The sequence below is a fragment of the Candidatus Lernaella stagnicola genome (genome assembly GCA_030765525.1).
Lineage (GTDB): Bacteria > Lernaellota > Lernaellaia > Lernaellales > Lernaellaceae > Lernaella > Lernaella stagnicola.
The window spans coordinates 1-19,538 of sequence record JAVCCK010000037.1 but is presented as its reverse complement, the minus strand read 5'-3'; the positions used below and the strand labels follow the sequence as shown (position 1 = coordinate 19,538).

The 19,538-nt window shown below is 58.5% G+C and carries 15 protein-coding genes; 6 read left to right on the top strand and 9 right to left on the bottom strand.

The window, feature by feature from the left end:
- The first annotated feature begins 10 nt into the window (after positions 1–10).
- The 3 genes from P9L99_16955 to P9L99_16945 all read left to right on the top strand — a co-directional run bounded on the left by P9L99_16955 (position 11) and on the right by P9L99_16945 (position 3,210).
- A complete protein-coding gene (locus P9L99_16955; protein MDP8225052.1) occupies positions 11–550 on the top strand; it encodes a hypothetical protein in 540 nt (179 codons plus the stop codon).
- 114 nt (positions 551–664) lie between these two features.
- Complete coding sequence (locus P9L99_16950; GenBank protein MDP8225051.1) at positions 665–1,261, top strand: LemA family protein; 597 nt, start codon at positions 665–667, stop codon at positions 1,259–1,261.
- A gap of 26 nt (positions 1,262–1,287) precedes the next feature.
- Positions 1,288–3,210, top strand: a complete 1,923-nt coding sequence (locus P9L99_16945; GenBank protein ID MDP8225050.1) for a M48 family metallopeptidase — start codon at positions 1,288–1,290, stop codon at positions 3,208–3,210.
- A gap of 6 nt (positions 3,211–3,216) precedes the next feature.
- On the opposite strand, the gene P9L99_16940 is transcribed toward P9L99_16945, so the two are convergent.
- Together P9L99_16940 and P9L99_16935 are read right to left on the bottom strand one after the other, a co-directional pair.
- Positions 3,217–3,681, bottom strand: a complete 465-nt coding sequence (locus tag P9L99_16940; protein MDP8225049.1) for a peroxiredoxin — start codon at positions 3,679–3,681, stop codon at positions 3,217–3,219.
- A 25-nt stretch (positions 3,682–3,706) separates the two neighbouring features.
- Entirely contained in the window at positions 3,707–4,291 is a 585-nt protein-coding gene (locus P9L99_16935; protein ID MDP8225048.1) for a flavodoxin family protein, read from the bottom strand.
- A gap of 126 nt (positions 4,292–4,417) precedes the next feature.
- Here P9L99_16935 and P9L99_16930 point away from each other — a divergent pair, with 126 nt between their 5' ends.
- Together P9L99_16930 and P9L99_16925 are read left to right on the top strand one after the other, a co-directional pair.
- Positions 4,418–6,019, top strand: coding sequence for a hypothetical protein (locus tag P9L99_16930; GenBank protein MDP8225047.1), 1,602 nt, complete (start codon positions 4,418–4,420; stop codon positions 6,017–6,019).
- A 192-nt stretch (positions 6,020–6,211) separates the two neighbouring features.
- On the top strand, positions 6,212–7,747 hold the full coding sequence (locus P9L99_16925; GenBank protein ID MDP8225046.1) for a DUF2079 domain-containing protein: 1,536 nt from the start codon (positions 6,212–6,214) through the stop codon (positions 7,745–7,747).
- Between the two features lie 11 nt (positions 7,748–7,758).
- On the opposite strand, the gene P9L99_16920 is transcribed toward P9L99_16925, so the two are convergent.
- Together P9L99_16920 and P9L99_16915 are read right to left on the bottom strand one after the other, a co-directional pair.
- Positions 7,759–9,051 (bottom strand): hypothetical protein, encoded by a 1,293-nt coding sequence (locus tag P9L99_16920; GenBank protein MDP8225045.1) that lies wholly within the window; start codon positions 9,049–9,051, stop codon positions 7,759–7,761.
- A 69-nt stretch (positions 9,052–9,120) separates the two neighbouring features.
- Positions 9,121–10,026: a DMT family transporter gene (locus P9L99_16915; GenBank protein MDP8225044.1), complete on the bottom strand. Its 906-nt coding sequence runs from the start codon at positions 10,024–10,026 to the stop codon at positions 9,121–9,123.
- A 150-nt stretch (positions 10,027–10,176) separates the two neighbouring features.
- Here P9L99_16915 and P9L99_16910 point away from each other — a divergent pair, with 150 nt between their 5' ends.
- Positions 10,177–12,420: a heparinase II/III family protein gene (locus P9L99_16910; GenBank protein ID MDP8225043.1), complete on the top strand. Its 2,244-nt coding sequence runs from the start codon at positions 10,177–10,179 to the stop codon at positions 12,418–12,420.
- On the opposite strand, the gene P9L99_16905 is transcribed toward P9L99_16910, so the two are convergent.
- The 5 genes from P9L99_16905 to P9L99_16885 form a co-directional block, all read right to left on the bottom strand.
- Entirely contained in the window at positions 12,417–14,963 is a 2,547-nt protein-coding gene (locus P9L99_16905) for an MMPL family transporter (protein ID MDP8225042.1), read from the bottom strand. The genes P9L99_16910 and P9L99_16905 overlap by 4 nt on opposite strands.
- A gap of 65 nt (positions 14,964–15,028) precedes the next feature.
- On the bottom strand, positions 15,029–16,054 hold the full coding sequence (locus P9L99_16900; GenBank protein ID MDP8225041.1) for a YCF48-related protein: 1,026 nt from the start codon (positions 16,052–16,054) through the stop codon (positions 15,029–15,031).
- Positions 16,055–16,173: 119 nt separating this feature from the next.
- Positions 16,174–17,448, bottom strand: coding sequence for a DUF1329 domain-containing protein (locus P9L99_16895; GenBank protein MDP8225040.1), 1,275 nt, complete (start codon positions 17,446–17,448; stop codon positions 16,174–16,176).
- A 32-nt stretch (positions 17,449–17,480) separates the two neighbouring features.
- Positions 17,481–19,136, bottom strand: coding sequence for a hypothetical protein (locus P9L99_16890; protein MDP8225039.1), 1,656 nt, complete (start codon positions 19,134–19,136; stop codon positions 17,481–17,483).
- 125 nt (positions 19,137–19,261) lie between these two features.
- Positions 19,262–19,538: hypothetical protein (locus P9L99_16885; GenBank protein MDP8225038.1), on the bottom strand; the 277-nt coding region annotated here is incomplete at its 5' end.

Genomic DNA, 19,538 nt, shown 5'->3' with positions numbered 1-19,538 from the left:
GGAGCCATCAATGGTGAACGAACGCAGCGAAAAAGGCCAAGCCGTGAAACTGCCGCCGGACATGGCGCAGGCCTTGGCCAAGATGAAGCCGGGCGTGATTTCCAAAGACGGCTTTCTCGGCGACGATGATCGACCGCTGCCGGAAATCATCTCCGACCAGCACGCCGCCTGTCTCCGCCGGGGCGTAACGTGCGAGGCGATCGCCGACGCCATGCGCCGGGTCGGCCGGGCCGGGCTTGCCGGTTTCGGCGCACCGATTTCTGTCGAGGAGAAATGGGAAGTAACCGCCGACGAAAACCGCGGCAAACTCGCCTGCCCCTGGCCGCATCCGGGTATGTTTCAAAAAACGGTGTACACGGTGAAGAGCTTGCGCACGGGGCGCGCCGTACGTTTCACTGAGCTGTCGATTCACCTCGTGGAAAAGCATTGTTTCTTCGAAGGCGCGGGCGCGGTTTTCTACAACGACCCGGAAGCTTTGATCGACGTGCTGGAACTCACGCGCTCCGACGAGCTACCCGAAGTTCCCAACCTAACCGGCGTTGAAAGCTAGAACTCGGTTTACGTCTCGTCCCAGGCGTCCTATATTCTTGGCGGGAGACGGAACCGTCACCTCGTAGTGGTGTCTTAATTTGTATCGATCATCACACCTAAATAGGGGGTTCATATGTTGATTACAGCTATCGTAATCGGCGTTCTCGTCGTCGCTTTAGTATTATTCTTCGTGTCCGTCTACAATAACCTCGTGACCTTGCGCAACCGTTTCAAAAATGCCTTCGCGCAAATCGACGTGCAACTCAAGAGACGTTACGACTTAATTCCGAATCTCGTCGAAGCCGTCAAGGGCTACATGGCACACGAGCGCGAAACACTTGAAGCAGTCATTCAAGCCCGCAACACCGCGGTTTCCGCCAACCAAAAAGCGTCGGCCAATCCAGGCGAACCCGGAGCCATGAGCGGCTTGATGCAAGCCGAAGGCATGCTGACCGGTGCGTTGGGTCGCCTTTTCGCGCTGTCGGAGTCCTATCCGGACCTGAAGGCTAACCAGAATGTCCTGGAACTGCAGGAAGAGTTGACGTCGACCGAGAACAAGGTCGCCTTCGCACGCCAGGCTTTCAATGACGCGGTCACGGTGTACAACATCGGCCGCGAGAAATTCCCGAACAGCGTCGTGGCGGGCATGTTCAGCTTCACCGCCGCCGAGTTGCTCGAGCCGATTGAATCAGCCGAGGAACGCAAGGCGCCCAAAGTCTCTTTCAGCTAAGCCACCCTCTCAGGAGGTCCGTCGCTATGGCCGACGTCCGTCCGCGCGTGATGAACTTTTTTGACCATCAAGAACGCGCACGCAAACGTACGATTTGGTTGCTGCTGCTTTTCCTATTGGCGGTCGCCTTGATCGTCGTGGCCGTCTACTTCCTGACCATGTTCGTGTTCTTCATGTCGGATACGAGCGACCAAGCCGAACTCGTGCCGTGGTGGGATCCGGTCGTGTTCGCCATTGTCGCGGCGGCCGTGATCGGCCTCGTGGCCCTCGCCAGTCTCTACAAAACAACCTCGCTGCGCGGCGGCGGAGAAAAAGTCGCCGAGATGCTGGGGGGCCGTCGCGTTCCCCAAAACACGACCAACCGGCACGAACGCCGCCTGCTCAACGTCGTGGAAGAGATGGCGATTGCCGCCGGCACGCCTGTCCCTCCGGCCTACGTGCTGGACGATGAAGCCGGCATCAACGCTTTCGCGGCGGGACACTCGCCCAATGACGCCGTCGTGGCTGTTACCCGCGGCACGCTGGAGCAGCTAAACCGCGAAGAACTGCAAGGCGTCATCGGGCACGAATTCAGCCACATCCTCAACGGCGACATGCGGTTGAATATCAAGCTGATCGGCATCGTGTTCGGCATCTTGGTGCTCGGCATCATCGGCGTCCACATGCTGCACAGCATGCGTTTTTCACGCCGCAACAAGGGCGCCGGGGCGATTATGCTGCTCGGCTTAGGATTGCTTTTGATCGGCTATATCGGCACTTTCATCGGCCGCGTTATCCAAGCCGCCGTTTCGCGTCAGCGAGAATTCCTCGCCGATGCCTCGTCGGTTCAATTCACGCGTAACCCCGACGGCATCGCCGGTGCACTCAAGAAAATCGGCGGTATCGGTTCGGCCATCGAAACCCCGGAAGCCCGACAGGCCAGTCACATGTTCTTCGGCGAGGATCGCAAGCCGTGGCTGTCATTCATATTGGCCACACACCCGCCCCTGGCCGACCGCATCAGCCGCATTGACGCCGATTTCAAGGCGATGGACGCGAAACCGGCCGCCGCTTCCTCTGGACCGACGGCGGGATTCGAAGCCGCCGTCTCCGGTTTTGGTCCCGGCGCGCCGACCGCCGTCAAGCCGGAAGACATCGTTACGCAAGTCGGTACCGTGCGCGAAGCACAGGTTGCCATCGCGGTGGCGCTCGTACGCGGCATACCAACTGATCTGCGCTCGCAATGTGAAACCCCACGGGGCGCGCAACAGGTGATCTTCGCTCTGCTCCTCGACGATGACGCCGACGAACGAGAGAAACAGTTGAGGATATTGACCAAGGCCGAAGACGAAAAGTTTTCGCGGGACGTGGCCGCGCGACACTTGCAAACCGCCGACTTATCCAAGGCGCAGCGGTTACCGTTGGCTGACCTCGCGCTGCCCGCGCTGCGTGAATTGGACGTGCCGGCGTTGTCGAGCTTCACGCATACGCTGGAGCAACTCGTGATGGCGGACGGGAAACTCGCCTTGAACGAATTTTCCCTGCACTGGCTGGTCACTCACCGCCTCAGTCAGGCAAAAGGCGGTGCCCCCTCGATGTCTTATCGTTCACTCAAACCGCTGCGCAACGAAGTCGCCGCCCTCCTGCGTGCGATAGCTCAGGCCGGCCAGGCGGATGACCCGCCGGCGGCAGAGGTTGCGTTTGCCAAGGGTGCGGCGCGTCTCGCGAACTTCCCCCTCGCGACTCCTGAATTCGCGGTGGGTGCGGGATTCGATTTCGGCGCGTTGGGCACGGCGCTGATGCGTCTGTCTCGCGCTTTTCCCAAAGTGAAGGAAACCGTGTTGGACGCCGCGGCGCATTGCGCGCTCGCCGACGAGAAGATCACGATGCAGGAAGCCGAGTTGCTGCGGTTGATATCCTTTTCGCTGGACTGCCCGCTGCCGCCCTTTGCCACGGCGACGCTCAACTAAAATCGTCTATCCAGTTATCGCCGACAGCATCGCCTCGACGTGACCGGGAACACTCACTTCGCGATGCTCTTCAATCAGAATGCCGGTTTCGTCGATGATGAACGTCGACCGCTCGACGCCCATGTCCTTTTTGCCGGACATGCCCTTTTTTTTCCACACGCCGTAACTCTCCGCCGCGCGGCGTTCCGTGTCGGCCAACAGCGTGAACGGCAGGTCGAAATTTTCGATAAACTTTTGGTGGCTCTTCTCGCTGTCGGGGCTGATGCCGATGATCACGGCGCCCCGCCTATGAAAGGCGCCGCTGTGATCGCGAAAGCTACACGCCTCTTTGGTGCAACCGGACGTGTTGTCTTTCAGATAAAAGTAAAGCACTACTTTTTTTCCGTGGAAGTCCGAGAGCCGCACCTGCTTGCCATTGGCGTCGGGGAGTTCAAAATTAGGGGCTTTTTTGCCGACTTCGATTTGCGTCATAGCTTTTCTCCTATTTCTCTGGTTCCTAGATGATTTCTTCCGCGACGCTTTTTCCCAGCCGCCGAACGTCCTCAAGATCTGCTGCACGGCGACAGAAACCGTCACGATCATCTACGCCGCGAAACACGCGTTCGGCAACCAAGTCAGCCAGAAACGTGTTCATCCAATACCTCGTCGTCAAGCGCACGCCGTCGAAAAGCTTCTCACCCCGGCTACCGGCTACCGCTAAAAGGACCCCCTTGGAACGGTGCCGGCGCGTTTGGCCAAGTAACTCCTGCCGCGCCCAAAGAGCCTGGCAGCGGTCAATCAACAATTTGGCTTGGGTCGTGACGGAATAGAAATACACTGGGGTCGCCAGGACAATCACGTGGGCAACCAGCAGTTTTTCGAGGATATCGGCGGCGTCGTCTTGCAGGCAGCAGACGCCTGTCTCGTAGCATTTTTCGCATGCAATGCACGGAGCGATCTTCCGCTCCGCCAAGCGAATTTTCTCGATAACGGCTCCCGCGGAGACGGCTCCGTCCAAGAAGGCGTCCAGCAGTGTCTCACTGTTACCTTCGCGACGCGGGCTCGCCGCCAACCCGAGTACGTGAATGCGGTCTTGATTCATGGCCACACGTTGCCGCATTGTGCCAGGCCGGTCAACGCGACATTCTTGCCCGAGCCCCGGTTTGTGTGCTAAGGGAGTGTGATTCGAGATACTTTGGATTCCCTCATACCAAGTGGTTAGTGAAGTATGATTCGCCTGATGCGCAGTCTGGACACTCCGAATATTGCGCTGTGGATCTGTATGGCGACCGCCGCGGTCGTGATCGGCCGGTATTTTCTTGCGCGTTACAAAAAACCTCGTTGGCCCGCAACCGTGGCGCTGGTTTTGATCGCCCTGTTTGTTTACGGAACGCAAGTGCACGTGCGGCTTACACGCTATCTCGAACGTGGTAGTTACGGCACCTTCCACTACTTCATCGGTTCGAAATACTTCGACGAACTCGGCTATTTCAGCCTGTACCGCATGACGCTTTTGGTCGACGACCAGGGGTCACAACGTCTCAAAGGCCACGTTCGCCGGATCCGCAATCTCGAAGATTACAGTTGGCAAAAGTACGATCACGCGTTGAACGAGGCGCGCCGCGAGGGGCCGCAAATTTTCACGCCCGAACGGTGGCAGGAGTTCAGAAGCGACGTGGGGCCGATGCTGCGCCAAACGGACGTCGACACCTGGAACAAATTACTTACTGATCACGGTTTTAATCCGGCGCCGTTTTGGAACGTTTTGCCCGGCGCCGTGGCACAGCATATCGAGGTAAAGAACCGCAAAGCCCACACCTATTGGCGCGTCGTGGACGTCCTGATGTTCGTGTTGGTTTTGATCGCGCTGGCGGTTCTGTGTGGCTTAGACTCGGCGTTGCTCATTTTCATTTTCACCAACGTTAACTGGTACTACCCTTCCCATTTCCATCCGACCTTTTTCCAGTTCATGTGGTTGCACACGCTGATCTTGGCGATGGTTTTCTATCGGCGGAACCGCATGGCGACGTCAGGCGCGTTCTTTGCCCTTTCCGCGGCGCTGCGCATTTTCCCGATGGTGTTCCTCGCCGGTCCGGGCATAATTTGGCTGCGTCGTATCTGGAAGGAACGCAAACTGCCGCGCAAGCAGACGTTTTTCCTCGCCTCGTTCACCATCACCTTCGTGTTGGCCGGGCTACTCGGCTTGACGCAGGGTAAGGGGCTTCAATCGACCGTCCAGTTCGCGAAGAACATCACAATGCACGCCGAGGAAATTCGATTCGCGGCCAACAAATTCGGCCTGACTAGACTGATGTGTATCGATTCGGCCGATCCGGGGAATCACATCCGCGTGCCGGAGCGCGAGAAAAATTATGCCAACCGACCTGTTTCGTCTCGCGCGCTATGGCTGCTATTGGTCGGCCTCGCCCTCGCCGCAATGTGGATCAAAATCGACGACGACCATTGGGTGGTGCCGCTGGGCAATGTCCTCATCTTTGCGCTGATGGTTACCTCACGCTACTACTACCTGATGCTCGTGGTGTTCCTCATACCGGGCCGCGACCGGCAGGCGCATTGGTTCGCGACGATCAGCGCCGCGTGGATATTCTTCATGCACGGACTTATGTTCCCGCTCGCGAAATTCAACGACTGGTTGGCCTTCACGTGGGGCAACTTCGGCTTCTTCTTGATGTTCGTCGGCTTGCCCGCGGCGTTGCTGATTTACAGGTACAGGGAAAAGCGACGGGAGACAGAACTCGCCGTGAGCGACGCGGCCCATTCGGACGCCAACGACGCCTCCTTGGAACAGTCTCCCGCGGCGCTCGAATAGCGCCGTAATCGACCGCAAAGGCGCGATCCAATACATTCAACTCGTCACGGAAGTCGGCAACGAGGCCGACTACGACGCCATCCTCGCGACGTTGGGAAAAATCGTCTGATCGCTGCAGGGCCGAAAGCGGCCCACTGCGCGGACCTTTCTTTCTTGACAACCGCCCGCCCCGCTCCGTAGCGTGTCGTAAGCATGGATTCATCGAAAACAAACAGTTTATCGCGGTGGTTCGCCGCGCATTACGGCGTACTGGCCGCGGGTGGGTTAGCGCTGGCCTTTTTCGGTGTGAATCTGTGGCTGCAGGTCGCCAAGTGGCATACATTTCATTACGCAACGTTCGATTACGCGAACGTGATGTCCATCCTGGACGAAGTTCGCAGTGGGCGATTCGACTTTCTCGACGCCGCTCACCTTTACGGCGCGGCGCTTTGCCAAGCGTATGTTCTCTACTTCCTGTGCTACTTCTTCGTCCCCTCGCCCTATACCCTGATGGTGATCGTCGCCGCGGTATTCGGCCTTGCCGTATTTTGTGTCTACGTCGCCGCCCGCCCCTTGTTCCGCACGCCGCGTTGGCCGCTGTTGCTCACGCTTTTCATGGCGCTCAACCCCTTTCTCATCGTCGCCTCCCTCGCGGGCTTTCGCCAAAACATGATTGTCGTCCCGGCCGCCTTGCTGGCCTTCGCTGCTTACCAACGCCGCCGCCCGATTGCGTACGTCGTCGCGGTGATCATCGCCTGCGCGGCACAGGCAAACATCACGCCGGGGATTCTCCTGCTCGGCTTCTGGATCCTCTGGCGTCGTCGCGATCGCTGGTTCGGACGCGCAACGGTCTTCGCGGCGGCCGGTTGGTTGGTTCTGAACGCAGTCATCTACCTAGCCGTACGCTCGCTTTCCGACATCGAGCCGCCGGCCAACATGCTGCACCTCACGGCCTACGGTGAATCCCCGGTAGACTTCCTGCGCGCCTTCTGGGAGCGGCCGGGCTTCGTCCTGGAAAACCTCTTCTATTGGCGCAACGGCACCTTCCTAGTCCTCCTGCTCTCCCTCGCCGGGCTGCCGTTGATTTCGCCCGCATGGTTAATCGCCGCGCTGCCCGAGTTGGGATACATGCTGGTTTCGACCTACGGCTTGGTCGAACTCGACCCGCGGACCGCGTGGGCCGTGCGCTTCATGAACCCTCTCTTTTCGCACTTCAATACGGGCCTTGTTTTGACCTTGCCCTTTTTCATCATTGCCTCGTTGGAGGGTGCGGCGCGTCTGGGGCACTGGGGGCACGCGCGCTGGGGCGAAGCGGCGGGTAAATGGGCGGCGGTACTCCTCGTACTCGCCGGGTTCTTGTCCTTTTACTTTTTGACACCCGTGGATTACGGCCCGGTACCGCTGACCCGCGCCGCTCAAGGCCGGTCGCTGACTCCCTCGGCCCACGACGACCTGCGCGGCGAGATCCTCGATTCCCTGGACGCCAATCGTTCCTACTTGATGCAATTCGAGTTCTATTTCTTCGCGCCCCGAGTGCGTCATCGCGCGTTGCTCTCAAATGTCGCCTATGACGACGAGGGCTACGATTTTGTGCTGGTCGATGAGAAAGGAAGTTGTCCGCACCCCGGACCTGCTGAATGCGCCGCATTGCGCGAGCGTCTCACGACCGATCCGCGTTTCGAACTCGCCTGGGATAAAGATGGAATCCGGCTCTATCGGCCTCGCGCCACGCCGGCGGTCACGCCCTGAGCGCCTAGCCCCTATTCCGCGTACACATGCTGCAAGGCCAAAATCACGGCGTGCATCTGATGCTGCGTGACGTCGATGCGCAATCCCGGTTCGCGGCGGTGGTTCATGATACCGCCGATCGCCAACGGGTCGTCCGTGCGGTGCTTGCGCAGGAAGCTATTCTCGCGGCGAAGCGGCCCTTCCACCTGCCATGACGTAAGCTTCGACAAGCCCTTGTCGATGACCCGCGCCAGATCGGCCGCGGCAACCGTATCGCCCTGCGACTTGGCGAGCCGATAGGAATGAACGAGTCCCTCGTATGCGTACGCCGTGTTTCGCGTGCGACGCAAGGTGTGGTGCGTATAGATCATCCACCAACCAAGCGCGACGACCGTATCGGCGTAGGCGTCCGAATGCTCCCACCCGGCGTCTTGGTATTCCCAGAACGCCATGCTGCCCCATTGGTGAAAGCTTTTGGTCAGGTCGCTGTCCTGCCGATCTTCGCGCCACGCATCGACAGTGTATTTCTTGGCCGTCTTCGCAACGGCCTTTTTGAGGGTGGGCAGATACTCCGTCTTGCCGAGAACCTTGATCGCCTTGGCCAACGCCAGTTGGGACTCCCCGTCGAAATAGGGGCTCGAGCGCCCGACCTTCACCTTAAGAGGACGAGTCATGCCGTAGCTGAAATCCCCGGCCGTAAACTGCATGGCTTTGATGAACTTCAGGTATCCGTCGAGTTTCTCCAGCAGTTCGGCTCGCCGAGCATCCGGCAATTCCTGCTCGAACCGAAGGTACTCGATGATTGCCAGCGAAACCAAAGCCATGGTTCCCGTCGCCATCGTTTTCTGCCCCGGATAGTAAACACAGAGGCTGTCGTCGGGACCGTCGCGCGTGTAGCGGAAAAAGAAATCGAGCCCTTTCTCAAGCGCCTTGCGAGACTCGCTGGTCGGGTCAAAAGAGTGGCAAAGCGCGACGCCCCACAACGCGCCGGCTTGGCGCACTTGGTTATCGCCCTCGCTTTGCGTACGCTTCACGTAATCGTATTCGTAGTTGAAGTTTCCCTCGGGCTTTTGATTGTTGTACAGAAATCCGCAACCCAAGCGTTGCGACTTCAACAGCGTGTTACGACGAAGCTGCGGTTCGTAATCGGATGCGTCGGACCACTTTTGGGTCGCCCTGACTTGCTTGATCTGCTCCGCGAACGCCAGCGTGTCTTCCGGCATAACCATCCGGCCGAAGAAGCGTTCCTGGTTAAGCCATAGAACAACCGCCACAATCAGGGCGGCCAACAGCACCGTCACCGCAATTAGTGTTTTCTTGAGCATAGTCTTCTTTTAGCCGATTCGGCGCGCCGGTGCCACCGTCCGTTGCTTATCGTTGCCTGAACGGCGCCCCTAGCTTGGCAAAGCGCCTTTCCTATTGTTGGAAACACGGGTTACGAGGAACAACCCGCCGATAATCGTCGCGAAACCTGCCGCTTCAACCCAACCGATGATCTCCCCGAGAAACACCGCGGCCAATAGGGCGGCCGAAATCGGTTGCAGGGTTTTATAAGCCGAAACGAGCGAGGGCATCGAGCGATCCATGGCCCACATCTGCAGCGCATAGTTGATGGTCGTCTGGATCAAAACCGAATAGCCGAGACCGACGAACACCAGTTTCGGCAGCACGCCGTAGTCGACGGCGACCACCGTCGGCCACGAAACCAGCAGGATGCCCGTGCCGCCGAAAAGAAACGCCCAGGCCACGGTTGTCAGGGGCGGCAGCCGCTTCAGAACCGGTCGCTGTAGCACGAGATAGCCCGAGTAGCTCAAGCAGTTAAGTAAAATCAGCAGGTTGCCGTAGAACCGCTCCGGAGCTAACGAAAACCCGAATGGGTTCAGCACCACCAACGCACCCGCAACGGCCAATCCCACGCCCATCGCCCGCCGCCAGCCGATGCGCTCAATCCCGAATGCCGCTGCGATCGCCACGGTAAACACGGGAATCGATGGCATCATAATCGCCGCGTTGGTCGCCGTTGTAAGCTTGAGGCCGATCATGAACAGGATTTGGTTGGCGAACACGCCGAGAAAACCCAGCGCGGCCAACCAGGGTAAATCGCGCCACCGCGGCAAACGGCGCTCGACAACCCACGCGAGCAGGAAAAGCAGCGGCGTGGCGCCCAGAATTCGGATCCCCGCCACGGCAAGCGGCGGAACGTGCTCGAGCACATACTTCCCGAATACGTGGAAACCGCCGAACGTGATCTGCACCCACAACAAGGCCGCGTGCACGCGCCAGTCGATGCTTCGCCTCAAACCGCCTCCCGTCCGTCGAGTGCGCTTCCTTTGCCACGATTTGGCAACGCTGTCCAGCGCCCCCAATTTTTGAAGGTTACGGATACCGCAGCAGCGATGCTGGAAACTTGCGGAAAGCCAGTTTATACTTCCGTGTTCCTTGGGGGAAACATGAAGATGATTTGGCGGCACATGATCTGGCTGGCGCTCCTCGCGCTCGCGCTTAACGCCTGCGACGTGCCGCCGGACCAGGGCGCCGCGACGGACTGGTCGCTTCACGCCGCGACCGCTTCCCAGACACAGCACCCCATCGTCATCGCTCCGGATAGCGACCGCGACGGCATCACGGATTTCCGCGAACTGCGCGAGGGCACCGATCCACTGGATCCGGGCGACGCTTCGGCTTGGCACCCGAAGTGGTCCGGCCACCCGCGTCTCGTGACCGATCAAGCCGGTTGGCTGGCAGTCAAAGATCGTGTTCTGGCGGGCGATCCCGAGGCGACCCGCCTGTTTTCGCGCGTTGCGGGATATGCGCGCCGCGACCCCATCATCCAAGATCCCGACGCCTACGATTTTTCTTACGACGAAACCAACGGCTATACCGCTTCGGCCGCCGCTCTTTCGGCGCTGGTAAATGACGATGCAGCCGCCGCAGCCAAGGCGGTGGAGATCACCGCGTCACTGTATTTCGACATCTGGATGTGGTCGCTGGGTGAATGGGACCAGGGCACGATCCACGGTAGTACGGCGTTGATCCACCATTGCCTCGCCTACGATTTGCTGGTGGGCTTCGATTTGATCGACGCCGAAGACGCCGACCGCATGCGCAACGCGATTCTGGATTACGTGGCAATTCTGTACGACATGTACGTCACGATCCCGATCGCCATGTTCACGCCGAACAACCACGTAATTAAATTGACCTCGGGCTTAGCCGTAACCGGTATGACATTCAACGACGTCCCCGAATCGGCCAAGTATGTCAATTTGGGTCTCAGCACGGTGCCGTGGGTGCTGTTCGAGTTCCAAATGCCGCCCGGCGGCGGGCAGGCCGAAGGCCCCAGCTACCTCGATTACACCATCGTGACTTTCCTGCCCTTCGCGGTGATCTACCACAACGTCGCACAAGGCGAGGCACTGCCCTATCGCACGGTTTGCCGCGCGCGCCTCCAGGTCCCCTGTTTCCCGACGGTGCAGGAAGTCGCCGATCCCCTCACGGATCCGCGCTTACAGCAAATCCTCGACTGGCGTTTTGCGGTGAACATGCCCGGCGGCAAGAACGCGCCGTTGGACGACAGCAACCTCGGCTGCGGCTATTCCAGTGCGCTCGCCCGCTTCGCCAACCGCCCCGATTTCGCCTGGCATGTTGAGCAAAGCGGTGATTGCACCGACACGGTTTCGGCGTTGGCAATTTTCGAACTGCCGTTTCTCGACGCCCTGCCCGCCTCTGAACTACCGCCTTACCACAGCGTGGCGATGCCCGAAGCGGGTCAGAACATACTGCGCTCCGGCTGGGACGGCGACGCGTTTTTCGGCCTGCTAAACGGGGAACACGGCATCGCGCGACTGTCGGGAATCGGCCACGAACAGGCCGACGCCACCAGCTTCATGCTGCATGCGCTGGGCGAGTATTTCGTCATCGACTCCGGTTATATCGGCTGGTCGGATCGATCGCGGGTTTGCTTCGCCGACAATCACAACTTGATCCTCGCCGACGGCGCCGGGCCTTTCAACGGGTTGTTTTACTTGTTGGCCGACACTGACGCGTACCTGACGGATTTCGTCGACGAACCGCCCTTCCGAGCCACGCGTGTCGAGTCGTCTTACGCCTTGACCGACGTAGAGAGGTGGTTGTTATTGATCGGGGAAGAGTACTTCGTGATCAGCGACCGCATCGCGTCCTTTTATACGCGTGACTACACGTGGCAAGCCCATACCCTGGCCGGCGGCGACACCGACGGTGTCTTTACGCTGACCGGCGACGGCGCTGTCGTGGATCGACCGCAGGCGTTGATGAACATCCACGTGCAAGCGCGACCGGAAGCGGCGTTGACGGAAGCGGAAAACGAGCACGGCTACGCTCATTACGAGTACCACACGCACTCGGTACTTCAGGCCCACACGCAAACCGACGCGGCAAACTTCTTAGCCGTGTTTGCACCGGGCACGGACGAACTCGCACCGCCCACGGTAACAGCGGGCGGTGACGATACGCGCCTGGCTTACACCATCGCCGGTCTTGATTTCCTGGATGCGGTGATCGCGGCCGAGCAGACACCGTACACGCTGGCGATCGAGGGTTTCGGCACGATATCGTCGGACGCCGCGCTCGCCTGGATAAGAATCGACCCGGCTTCCGGAACGGTTACCGGGTCGAATTGGGTTGACGGAAGTTATCTCGACTACTCGCCTTAAGCCCCCACGGTCGGACCTCTGTGCAGCGACTTGGCGATGAAATTCGGTTTGATCATGTAAACGAGGATCGGCAACAACAGCAGCCCGCCGATCATCGAAATGATCATCCAGAAAGCCAGCAAGATTCCCATCTCCGCCTGGAAGCGCAGGAAGCTGAACATCCAGAAGATGATGCCCGCCACCATGGTCGTGGCCGTAAACAAGACCGCCTTACCGGCCGTCGAGATCGAACGAGCCGTTGCTACGCCCCAATCGCCGCCGCTCTTGATGAACTCCTCCTCAAGGCGGCCCACGACGTATAAGCCGTAATCCACGCCGAGGCCGACCCCCAAGGCGACAACCGGTAGGGTATTGACGTCCAATCCGATGCCCAGCGCACCCATCAGCGCGTAGGTAAGGTAGTTCGACAACGCAATGGGGATCATAAACAGGACGCCCGCCAGGGCGCTGCGATAAGCGAAGAGACACATGACGAAAACGATCGTGAAGGCGAGAATCGTCACCTTCGCCTCGGAACGGACGATCGCCTCGTTGATCGCCGCGAGCAACCCGCCATAGTTGCCGGCGAGCCGGAAGCGCGCCACTTCTTTGGGATTGCCGCCCTGCTTCGCGATTCGCTCCTTCTCCATTTCGTCGGGCTCGTAGTTTTCGTCGATCATCGGATTATTCGCGATGTATTCCTTGGCGGCGGCGACCACGGCACGCAACGTTTCGCCCTTGTGATCGCGCAGATTGACGGCGATGTTGCCGTCCTTAAAATCGTTGGTGATGTAACGCGCCAGATCGCCGGGCTCAACGCCGGAAAAGAGGATTTCCAGATACAGTCCGGCCTCTCGCGGGTCTTCGGGAATCAACTCCCATTTCGGATTGTCGCTGTGCATGATGCGCGTGATTTCCGGCAACAAGTCGGCAATTGAACTGGTCGAATGCACCTCGTCCAGTTCTTCGAGGTGGCGTTGCAGCCCCTCGGCCACGCGTAACACCTTCGGATTCTTGATGGCGTTTTTCCCGATGCCCTCCAGAATAATCGACAGCGATTCCGTATTGCCGAATTTATCGCCGACCGCACTGGTATCTTGGTTGTACACCGAGTCCGGCCACAGCAAGGGCGTGCCGGGATGCACATCGCCGATCACCAAATTGCGGGCGAAAAACAGGCCGACGAAAAACACAACGGCGGTACCGATCAAAATCGGGACGCGAGCCCGACTTTGGGTAATCTCTCCCACTTTCGCCAGCAGCCGATCCTGCCAACCTGTCTTCTCCAGGCTTTCAAGCGACGGCGGCGGCAAAATGGAAAGAACCACAGGGTTGAAAATCATGTCGGAGACGATGATCGAAAGTACCCAGAAGCCGCCCATGATGGCCAGCTTTTCCATAAGTGGGATCGGCGTCAGGATGACGATGAACACGCCGGCGGCGTCGGTGATGATCGAAAGCATACCCGGCTTGAACAAGCCCGCGTACGTGGCCACGGCCGCCTCGGAGCGGTCTCGTCGGTTGCGGTATTCCTCCATAAATCGTTCGATCAACTGCACCGAGTGCGATAGCGCTCGCGCGCTGATGACAAAGGGAACGACAATCACCAGTGGATTGAAGTGCGAGCCGATCAGGCCCAGGATGCCCAGCCCCCAGCAAGCCGAGATCAGCATCGTTACGACCGGCACGAGCACGCCGCGCAAGTCGCGGAAGTACAAGAAGAGCACGAAGATGATCGAGGCGATGGTCAGGAAGAAGATCCAATAAAGCTGGTTGAAATTCTTTTCGACCACGCCAAGGAGAATCGGCCGGCCGATCATATGAACCTTCGTATTGTCGTCTTCGACGCTTTGGGCAATCTTCAAAATGGCGCCGTAAAGCGTGTCGTCGAGCGTGAAGGGCTGCCCTTCGATGGCGGCCTGAAGATTGCGCAGGCTCTCTTCCGGATCACGTTCCTCCACTTCCGCCACCCGTTGCATAATCTGGCGCAACGATTCGGCGGGATTCACCAACCCAAAATCCAGGAAGCCGGCGGCGATCAGCGCGGCCTTGTCGTCCAGCGACACCAAGGTGCCGTGCAAGCGACCGGTGGTGTAAATATCGTGCTTAACTTGCGCGATCTCTTCCGCGGTCTTCGGAATATTCGGCCACATAATGGGTTCGGACTTGTGGTGCGCGAGACCCTCGGATTCCTCCAAATAGGTTTTCTTGATCTTGCGCTGCGCGATCGAGAGCACCTGGTAGTTGTTAACCGCGGGCAACAACTCCAACGCCTTCGTAAAATCACGAATCTTGGCAAAGGTTTCGGTGTTGAACACATCGCCCTGTTCGACCGTCAAAGCAATCAGACATACGTTCGCGCCGCCGAACACTTCCTCGTACTCGACATAGGTTTGGACGTACTCGTGATCCTTGGGAAACAGGTCGATCGTCGGTGTTTTCAACTCGACCTTTGTCGCCTGATAACCGAAGAAAGCCGTCAACAATAGAATGATCGCGAGCGTCGCATATCGATAGCGAATCACCAGACGCCCGGATTTCGTAATCCAACTACCCTCTTTCATCACTGTCCCTTTATTACGGCCGCGGCACAAAGCGCGTTAATGCGCTCCCGACGCCCCCGGAAAAATCAGATACTAAACGGCAATCGTTTCCAATCCGCGCCGGCTTCTTCTTTGAAAAACAAAGTGCCACGCCCGCCGATGATGATACCGTTACCCTTGGGTGAGAACGCCGCGGAAGCCAGCCACGAATAGGCCTTCAAGTCAATGATCTCCACCTTGTCGCCAACGATTTTGAGCACGACGCCCGCCACGCCCACGGCATAGACCGCATCCGGCGCGACAGCCGCTTTAAACAGGTTCACCTCGGTGCCTGTCGCGATTTTCTCCCACGTCTCGCCGCCGTCGACCGTGCGCACCAGCGTACCCTTCGTGCCCACCGCCCAACCATGCTGCGCGTCGCGGAAAACGATATCGTAGAGCGCGAAGTGCGTTCCCACCTGGACGATTTCCCAGGTCGCACCACCATCGTGCGTGCGGAACATGTTGCTCAGCGTATCGGCCGACACGTCCTCATCCAGCGCCGCTTCCCACGCCGGATACTCGCCGACAAGAAAGCCGTTTTGCGCGTCGTGCATATACAGCGCGTTGATGGAGGCGTTGGCCATGGGCTCGAGAATTTCCTTAATCCACGTCTTGCCGCCATCCACCGTGCGAATCACACGCCCGAAATTGCCCACGGCCCAGCCATGCTGTGAATCGACGAAATCAACGTCGAAAAGCGGTTCCTCGCACACGGCGTCGTGTTTGAACCAGTTTCCTCCACCGTCAGCCGTCGAAATGACTTTGCCGGCGCGTCCCACAATCCAACCGTGGTCCGCGTCTAGGAAATCCACCGCAAACAAGGCTTGCTCGGAAAGGTCACAGGCTCGTTTCCATGATTTGCCACCGTCGGGCGTGGTGAGCACGATGCCCGGATAGCCAACCACCCATCCCTGGTCTTCGGTAGCGAACGTCGCGTCGAAGAGGCGGTCACGGTACGCAAGCGTCGGGCAATCGCCGTTGGTGAGCGCGAATACGACACCCGTCGCCCCGCCGAGTATCGCGAGGGAAACACCGGCGACAACCAGGCACAAGCCGAGTCGGAATTTCATTCCGTTCATCTCCTTTGACAAAATGCACAAACGGGCACGGTAAGCCGCGCCCTTTCGTCAGTTGCTATCGGATGACGGGACGACCGGCCGGCCGCCCCGCCTTTGAATTCAACCGGCGGTTACCGGGCGTTCTTGCGCAGATTGGCCAAGGTGAATTGGGACGGTTTCAGACCGACGTTCACCTTCGACTTGAACCAACCGAACGCCGTCGCGTGCTCGCCCTGCAAATCGATCACGACCGAGGTCCCGATATCGGCGGGTTGCGACGCGGCATTCGGCGACTTGTTCCAAGCGTTGATCAGAATTTTCCAGAGCTGTCCCTTTTTGTCGTACGCTTCCTTGTACAGGATGAAATAGGATTCCGCGTCGACGTAGAAGATCATCTTGCTGTACGGGTAGTCCCGGAATTTCGGTATTACTTCCAACACGTACATGGGACGTGGTTCGTATTTCGCTTTGAAGTTCCAATAGGGCGCATTGTCGAAATCGAACACCTGTTTCACCGCCTGGCGGCCGTGCGGGATCTCGGAGTTCATCGGCGCCAGGAAGGTCCCTTTGGCGAGAATTTTCCATTTCATCCACTCGGGATAGCCCATGTAACCGCGCACGTCTTCGTACAGGAGGTCGGTGTTGTTCCAGGCGTCACCGCGGGTGCCGAAGGAAAAACGAATTGGGCGGCGTTGCGCCGGATTGTAAATGTAGCCGTCTTGATCCTTCGGCTCTACATAACGCCAATACAGGGCCGTGAAGCCTTTCTTGTCGAAGGGTTTCAGGCAGGTGGTCATTGAATAGTATTGGATGTTTTTCGCCGCCGCCTCGGGAATATGCGGTTTCGGCGCGATGTCCGTCCGGAACATGGAGCGGGCGATGTAGTCCCACGTCCATTCCTCGCTGCGCTCGACGCCGCGTTTGGCGTTGATCCAGTACACGCCGAATTCGTTCGCCGCATCGTCGCCGAGGTAGTTGTAAGTGTAGTTCCAGGAAACTTCGTATCCGTTCTTCGGATTCGGGAACGGCAACCCGGCGTTGTAGCTTTTCAGCCCCTTCTTCCGGGCGCTCGCTCCCACGTCGATTGCCTGCGGTTGTCCAAGATATTTGTTGGTGGCCGCAATGTAGCTGTTGGACGGCACGTAGGCTTCGTAGTTTTTCGTCCACAACTTGTACTTGTACTTTTTGGCCAGCAAGACGATAGACGGCGGCAGCAGCTTTTCCACCGGACCGATATTCGACGCGTCGATGACCTGATTCGGTTGGAAACCGGCTGGATTCTTGTCCACGGCGAATCCCACCGAACTACCCCAATTGCCGCGTGTGATGGCACCGCCGGTAACCAAAACCGGGACGGCAAGTAACATCGCCGCGACGACGATGAATGCGAATGTTTTCCTCGACATGTCTACTCCTCCAAGCGTTCCGCTATGATTGTCTAAAATTGGTACCGCACGCGGACATTGACTTCGTCGCGATCCCGGAATAGGCCCAGGCCCTTATAAGGGTGCTCGCCCTCGATGGCGTTGTAGGCTGCCTTGATACGCCAGCTATTACCGAGAGTGAAATTAAGCGACGTCGACAAAATACCGGACTTCGAATTCTCGTCGTAAACCCCGACAATAAACGGCGACACCAGACCGTGGGCATAGCTGGTCAGGATGCCGAAGGCGTAAATTGTCTGGATCTCCGAGATTTTCGATGAGTCGTATCCGGTAATGGCCGTGACGAACCAATCCTCGTTCTCTTCTTTTGTACCGTCAGCAAATTCCTCTTTAATCTGCGCGCCACCGGGAATAACGGTTTGGATAAACTGCGCCTGAACGATGATTGAGCTTGTCGGATTGAGCCAGCGAATTTGATTCGGCCGCAGCAAGGTGAGACCGTAGTTGTAGGTGTCTTTCCGTTCGCGGTGGAAATCGGCCCGTAGCTTGTCCGCGTTGGTCGGCGATTGAAACCAACCACCGCGGCGCCGCGGGCTGGTCATTGTGCCCGGCGCCAGGAAGGAGTTAACCGGATAATACCGGCCCGGCAGGAAGGTTCCTTCGAAACGGAGCACCGTGCTGACCGGCTGGGGCATCACCCATTCCCACGACAAGCCATAATGCTCCTGCTTCGGAAAATCGAGAAAGACTTCCACTTCACGGAAGCCTTCGGCGTTGGGATTCTTTGTCTGCTCGGCGTATTTTTGAATCGGCGGCGACATGTTGTGGCCGTGGTAATACACTAAGGTATAGGTGAACGGGCCGATAATGTGCTTCCATCGCAAGCCGTAGCGCGAGTCGGTAAGATCGTTTTCCGGATATAGCAAGGTCTTACGCACAATTTTCAGATTCGACTGAAAATCGTTCTTCTGCGTAACCGGCAAACCCCAGGCGCCGACGAAGGTCAGCGGTACGGTTACCGTGTCTTCCGGATCGTCGATCAAGGGCACGAAAACGCCCTCAATGCTTGCGCTGATCGGGGCGATGTCGAAGAGCGTCTTGCCCATCCACAGCGGAATCCGCTGCTCCTCGAACGCCTCGAAAATACTCACGTGCCACGTCGAGTCAATCGGGTTGATCACGTCAAGCAAACGGGCGTTAGCCGACTCACCCCACGCGACCTGCTGGCGACCCAGGCGCAGGCTCCACCAATCGGTCGGATAGACGTCGACATACAGTTCGCGGAATTCGGCCTCGTTGTAATACTTATCCCATACATGCATCCGCTTTTCGCGCTGCACGTTCGGGTCGTAATTCCACGAGGTATCGGCAAACAACTCCGGGAACTGGGCAAACCGGTCGGCCAGCAAACTCGCCGAACGTACGCCGCGGAACATTGCGAATACGGCGACTTGCTCAAAGGGCTGCCACGTCGATTCCAGTTGCAGCGTATTGCGGAACATCGACGCCTGGCCGTAGAAGCCCCCGTGCTCTTTCGGGAAGCCGTCTTCGTCTCGCTTGTTCTCGTATTGCGAAACGAACACGCCGAATTGCGTCTGAATGTACCCGTTTAACGAAAAAGAACTCTCGTCATCCTGCGCCCACACCACGCTGCCGAACAGTAATACAAATACTAGGGCGCCTACCGAAACGTTACGCAGTGATGCCATCCTCTCCCCCGAAATCCTTGGACGTTTCACGGCCCGTGGGCCGCCTACATCAATACGGGGAACGGGCCGAAGCCCGCTCCCCGCTTCTCACTTACGATCTGTTATGGCGTTGTACCGTTGCACGTCTATTCGGTGCACCAGCCGCCTTGCGGAGTGCTGGTGAACTCATCTTTGGCAAAATAGACGTTCTGAATGATCACGCTGTCGGCTACGACGCGCGGCAGGAACGCCGACTCTTCGCCGCCCTCGGCCGTGGCCGTAATCGTTATGCCGGCGTCCGTCGGAGTAATATTCAACCCGACAAACACGCCGTCTTCCGGGTTCGTGCCTTCGCCGTCCTGCGGATCGCCAGGAGCCGTGATATCACGTCCGTGCGTCGGCAGACCCAACGCGCCGCCCAGG

What these genes read in the sequence shown, in the direction of transcription:
- P9L99_16955 (MDP8225052.1), top strand. Translation starts at nt 11, where the DNA reads ATGGTGAACGAACGCAGCGAAAAAGGCCAAGCCGTGAAACTGCCGCCG.
- P9L99_16950 (MDP8225051.1), top strand. Translation starts at nt 665, where the DNA reads ATGTTGATTACAGCTATCGTAATCGGCGTTCTCGTCGTCGCTTTAGTA.
- P9L99_16945 (MDP8225050.1), top strand. Translation starts at nt 1,288, where the DNA reads ATGGCCGACGTCCGTCCGCGCGTGATGAACTTTTTTGACCATCAAGAA.
- P9L99_16940 (MDP8225049.1), bottom strand. Translation starts at nt 3,681, where the DNA reads ATGACGCAAATCGAAGTCGGCAAAAAAGCCCCTAATTTTGAACTCCCC.
- P9L99_16935 (MDP8225048.1), bottom strand. Translation starts at nt 4,291, where the DNA reads ATGAATCAAGACCGCATTCACGTACTCGGGTTGGCGGCGAGCCCGCGT.
- P9L99_16930 (MDP8225047.1), top strand. Translation starts at nt 4,418, where the DNA reads ATGATTCGCCTGATGCGCAGTCTGGACACTCCGAATATTGCGCTGTGG.
- P9L99_16925 (MDP8225046.1), top strand. Translation starts at nt 6,212, where the DNA reads ATGGATTCATCGAAAACAAACAGTTTATCGCGGTGGTTCGCCGCGCAT.
- P9L99_16920 (MDP8225045.1), bottom strand. Translation starts at nt 9,051, where the DNA reads ATGCTCAAGAAAACACTAATTGCGGTGACGGTGCTGTTGGCCGCCCTG.
- P9L99_16910 (MDP8225043.1), top strand. Translation starts at nt 10,177, where the DNA reads ATGAAGATGATTTGGCGGCACATGATCTGGCTGGCGCTCCTCGCGCTC.
- P9L99_16905 (MDP8225042.1), bottom strand. Translation starts at nt 14,963, where the DNA reads ATGAAAGAGGGTAGTTGGATTACGAAATCCGGGCGTCTGGTGATTCGC.
- P9L99_16900 (MDP8225041.1), bottom strand. Translation starts at nt 16,054, where the DNA reads ATGAAATTCCGACTCGGCTTGTGCCTGGTTGTCGCCGGTGTTTCCCTC.
- P9L99_16895 (MDP8225040.1), bottom strand. Translation starts at nt 17,448, where the DNA reads ATGTCGAGGAAAACATTCGCATTCATCGTCGTCGCGGCGATGTTACTT.
- P9L99_16890 (MDP8225039.1), bottom strand. Translation starts at nt 19,136, where the DNA reads ATGGCATCACTGCGTAACGTTTCGGTAGGCGCCCTAGTATTTGTATTA.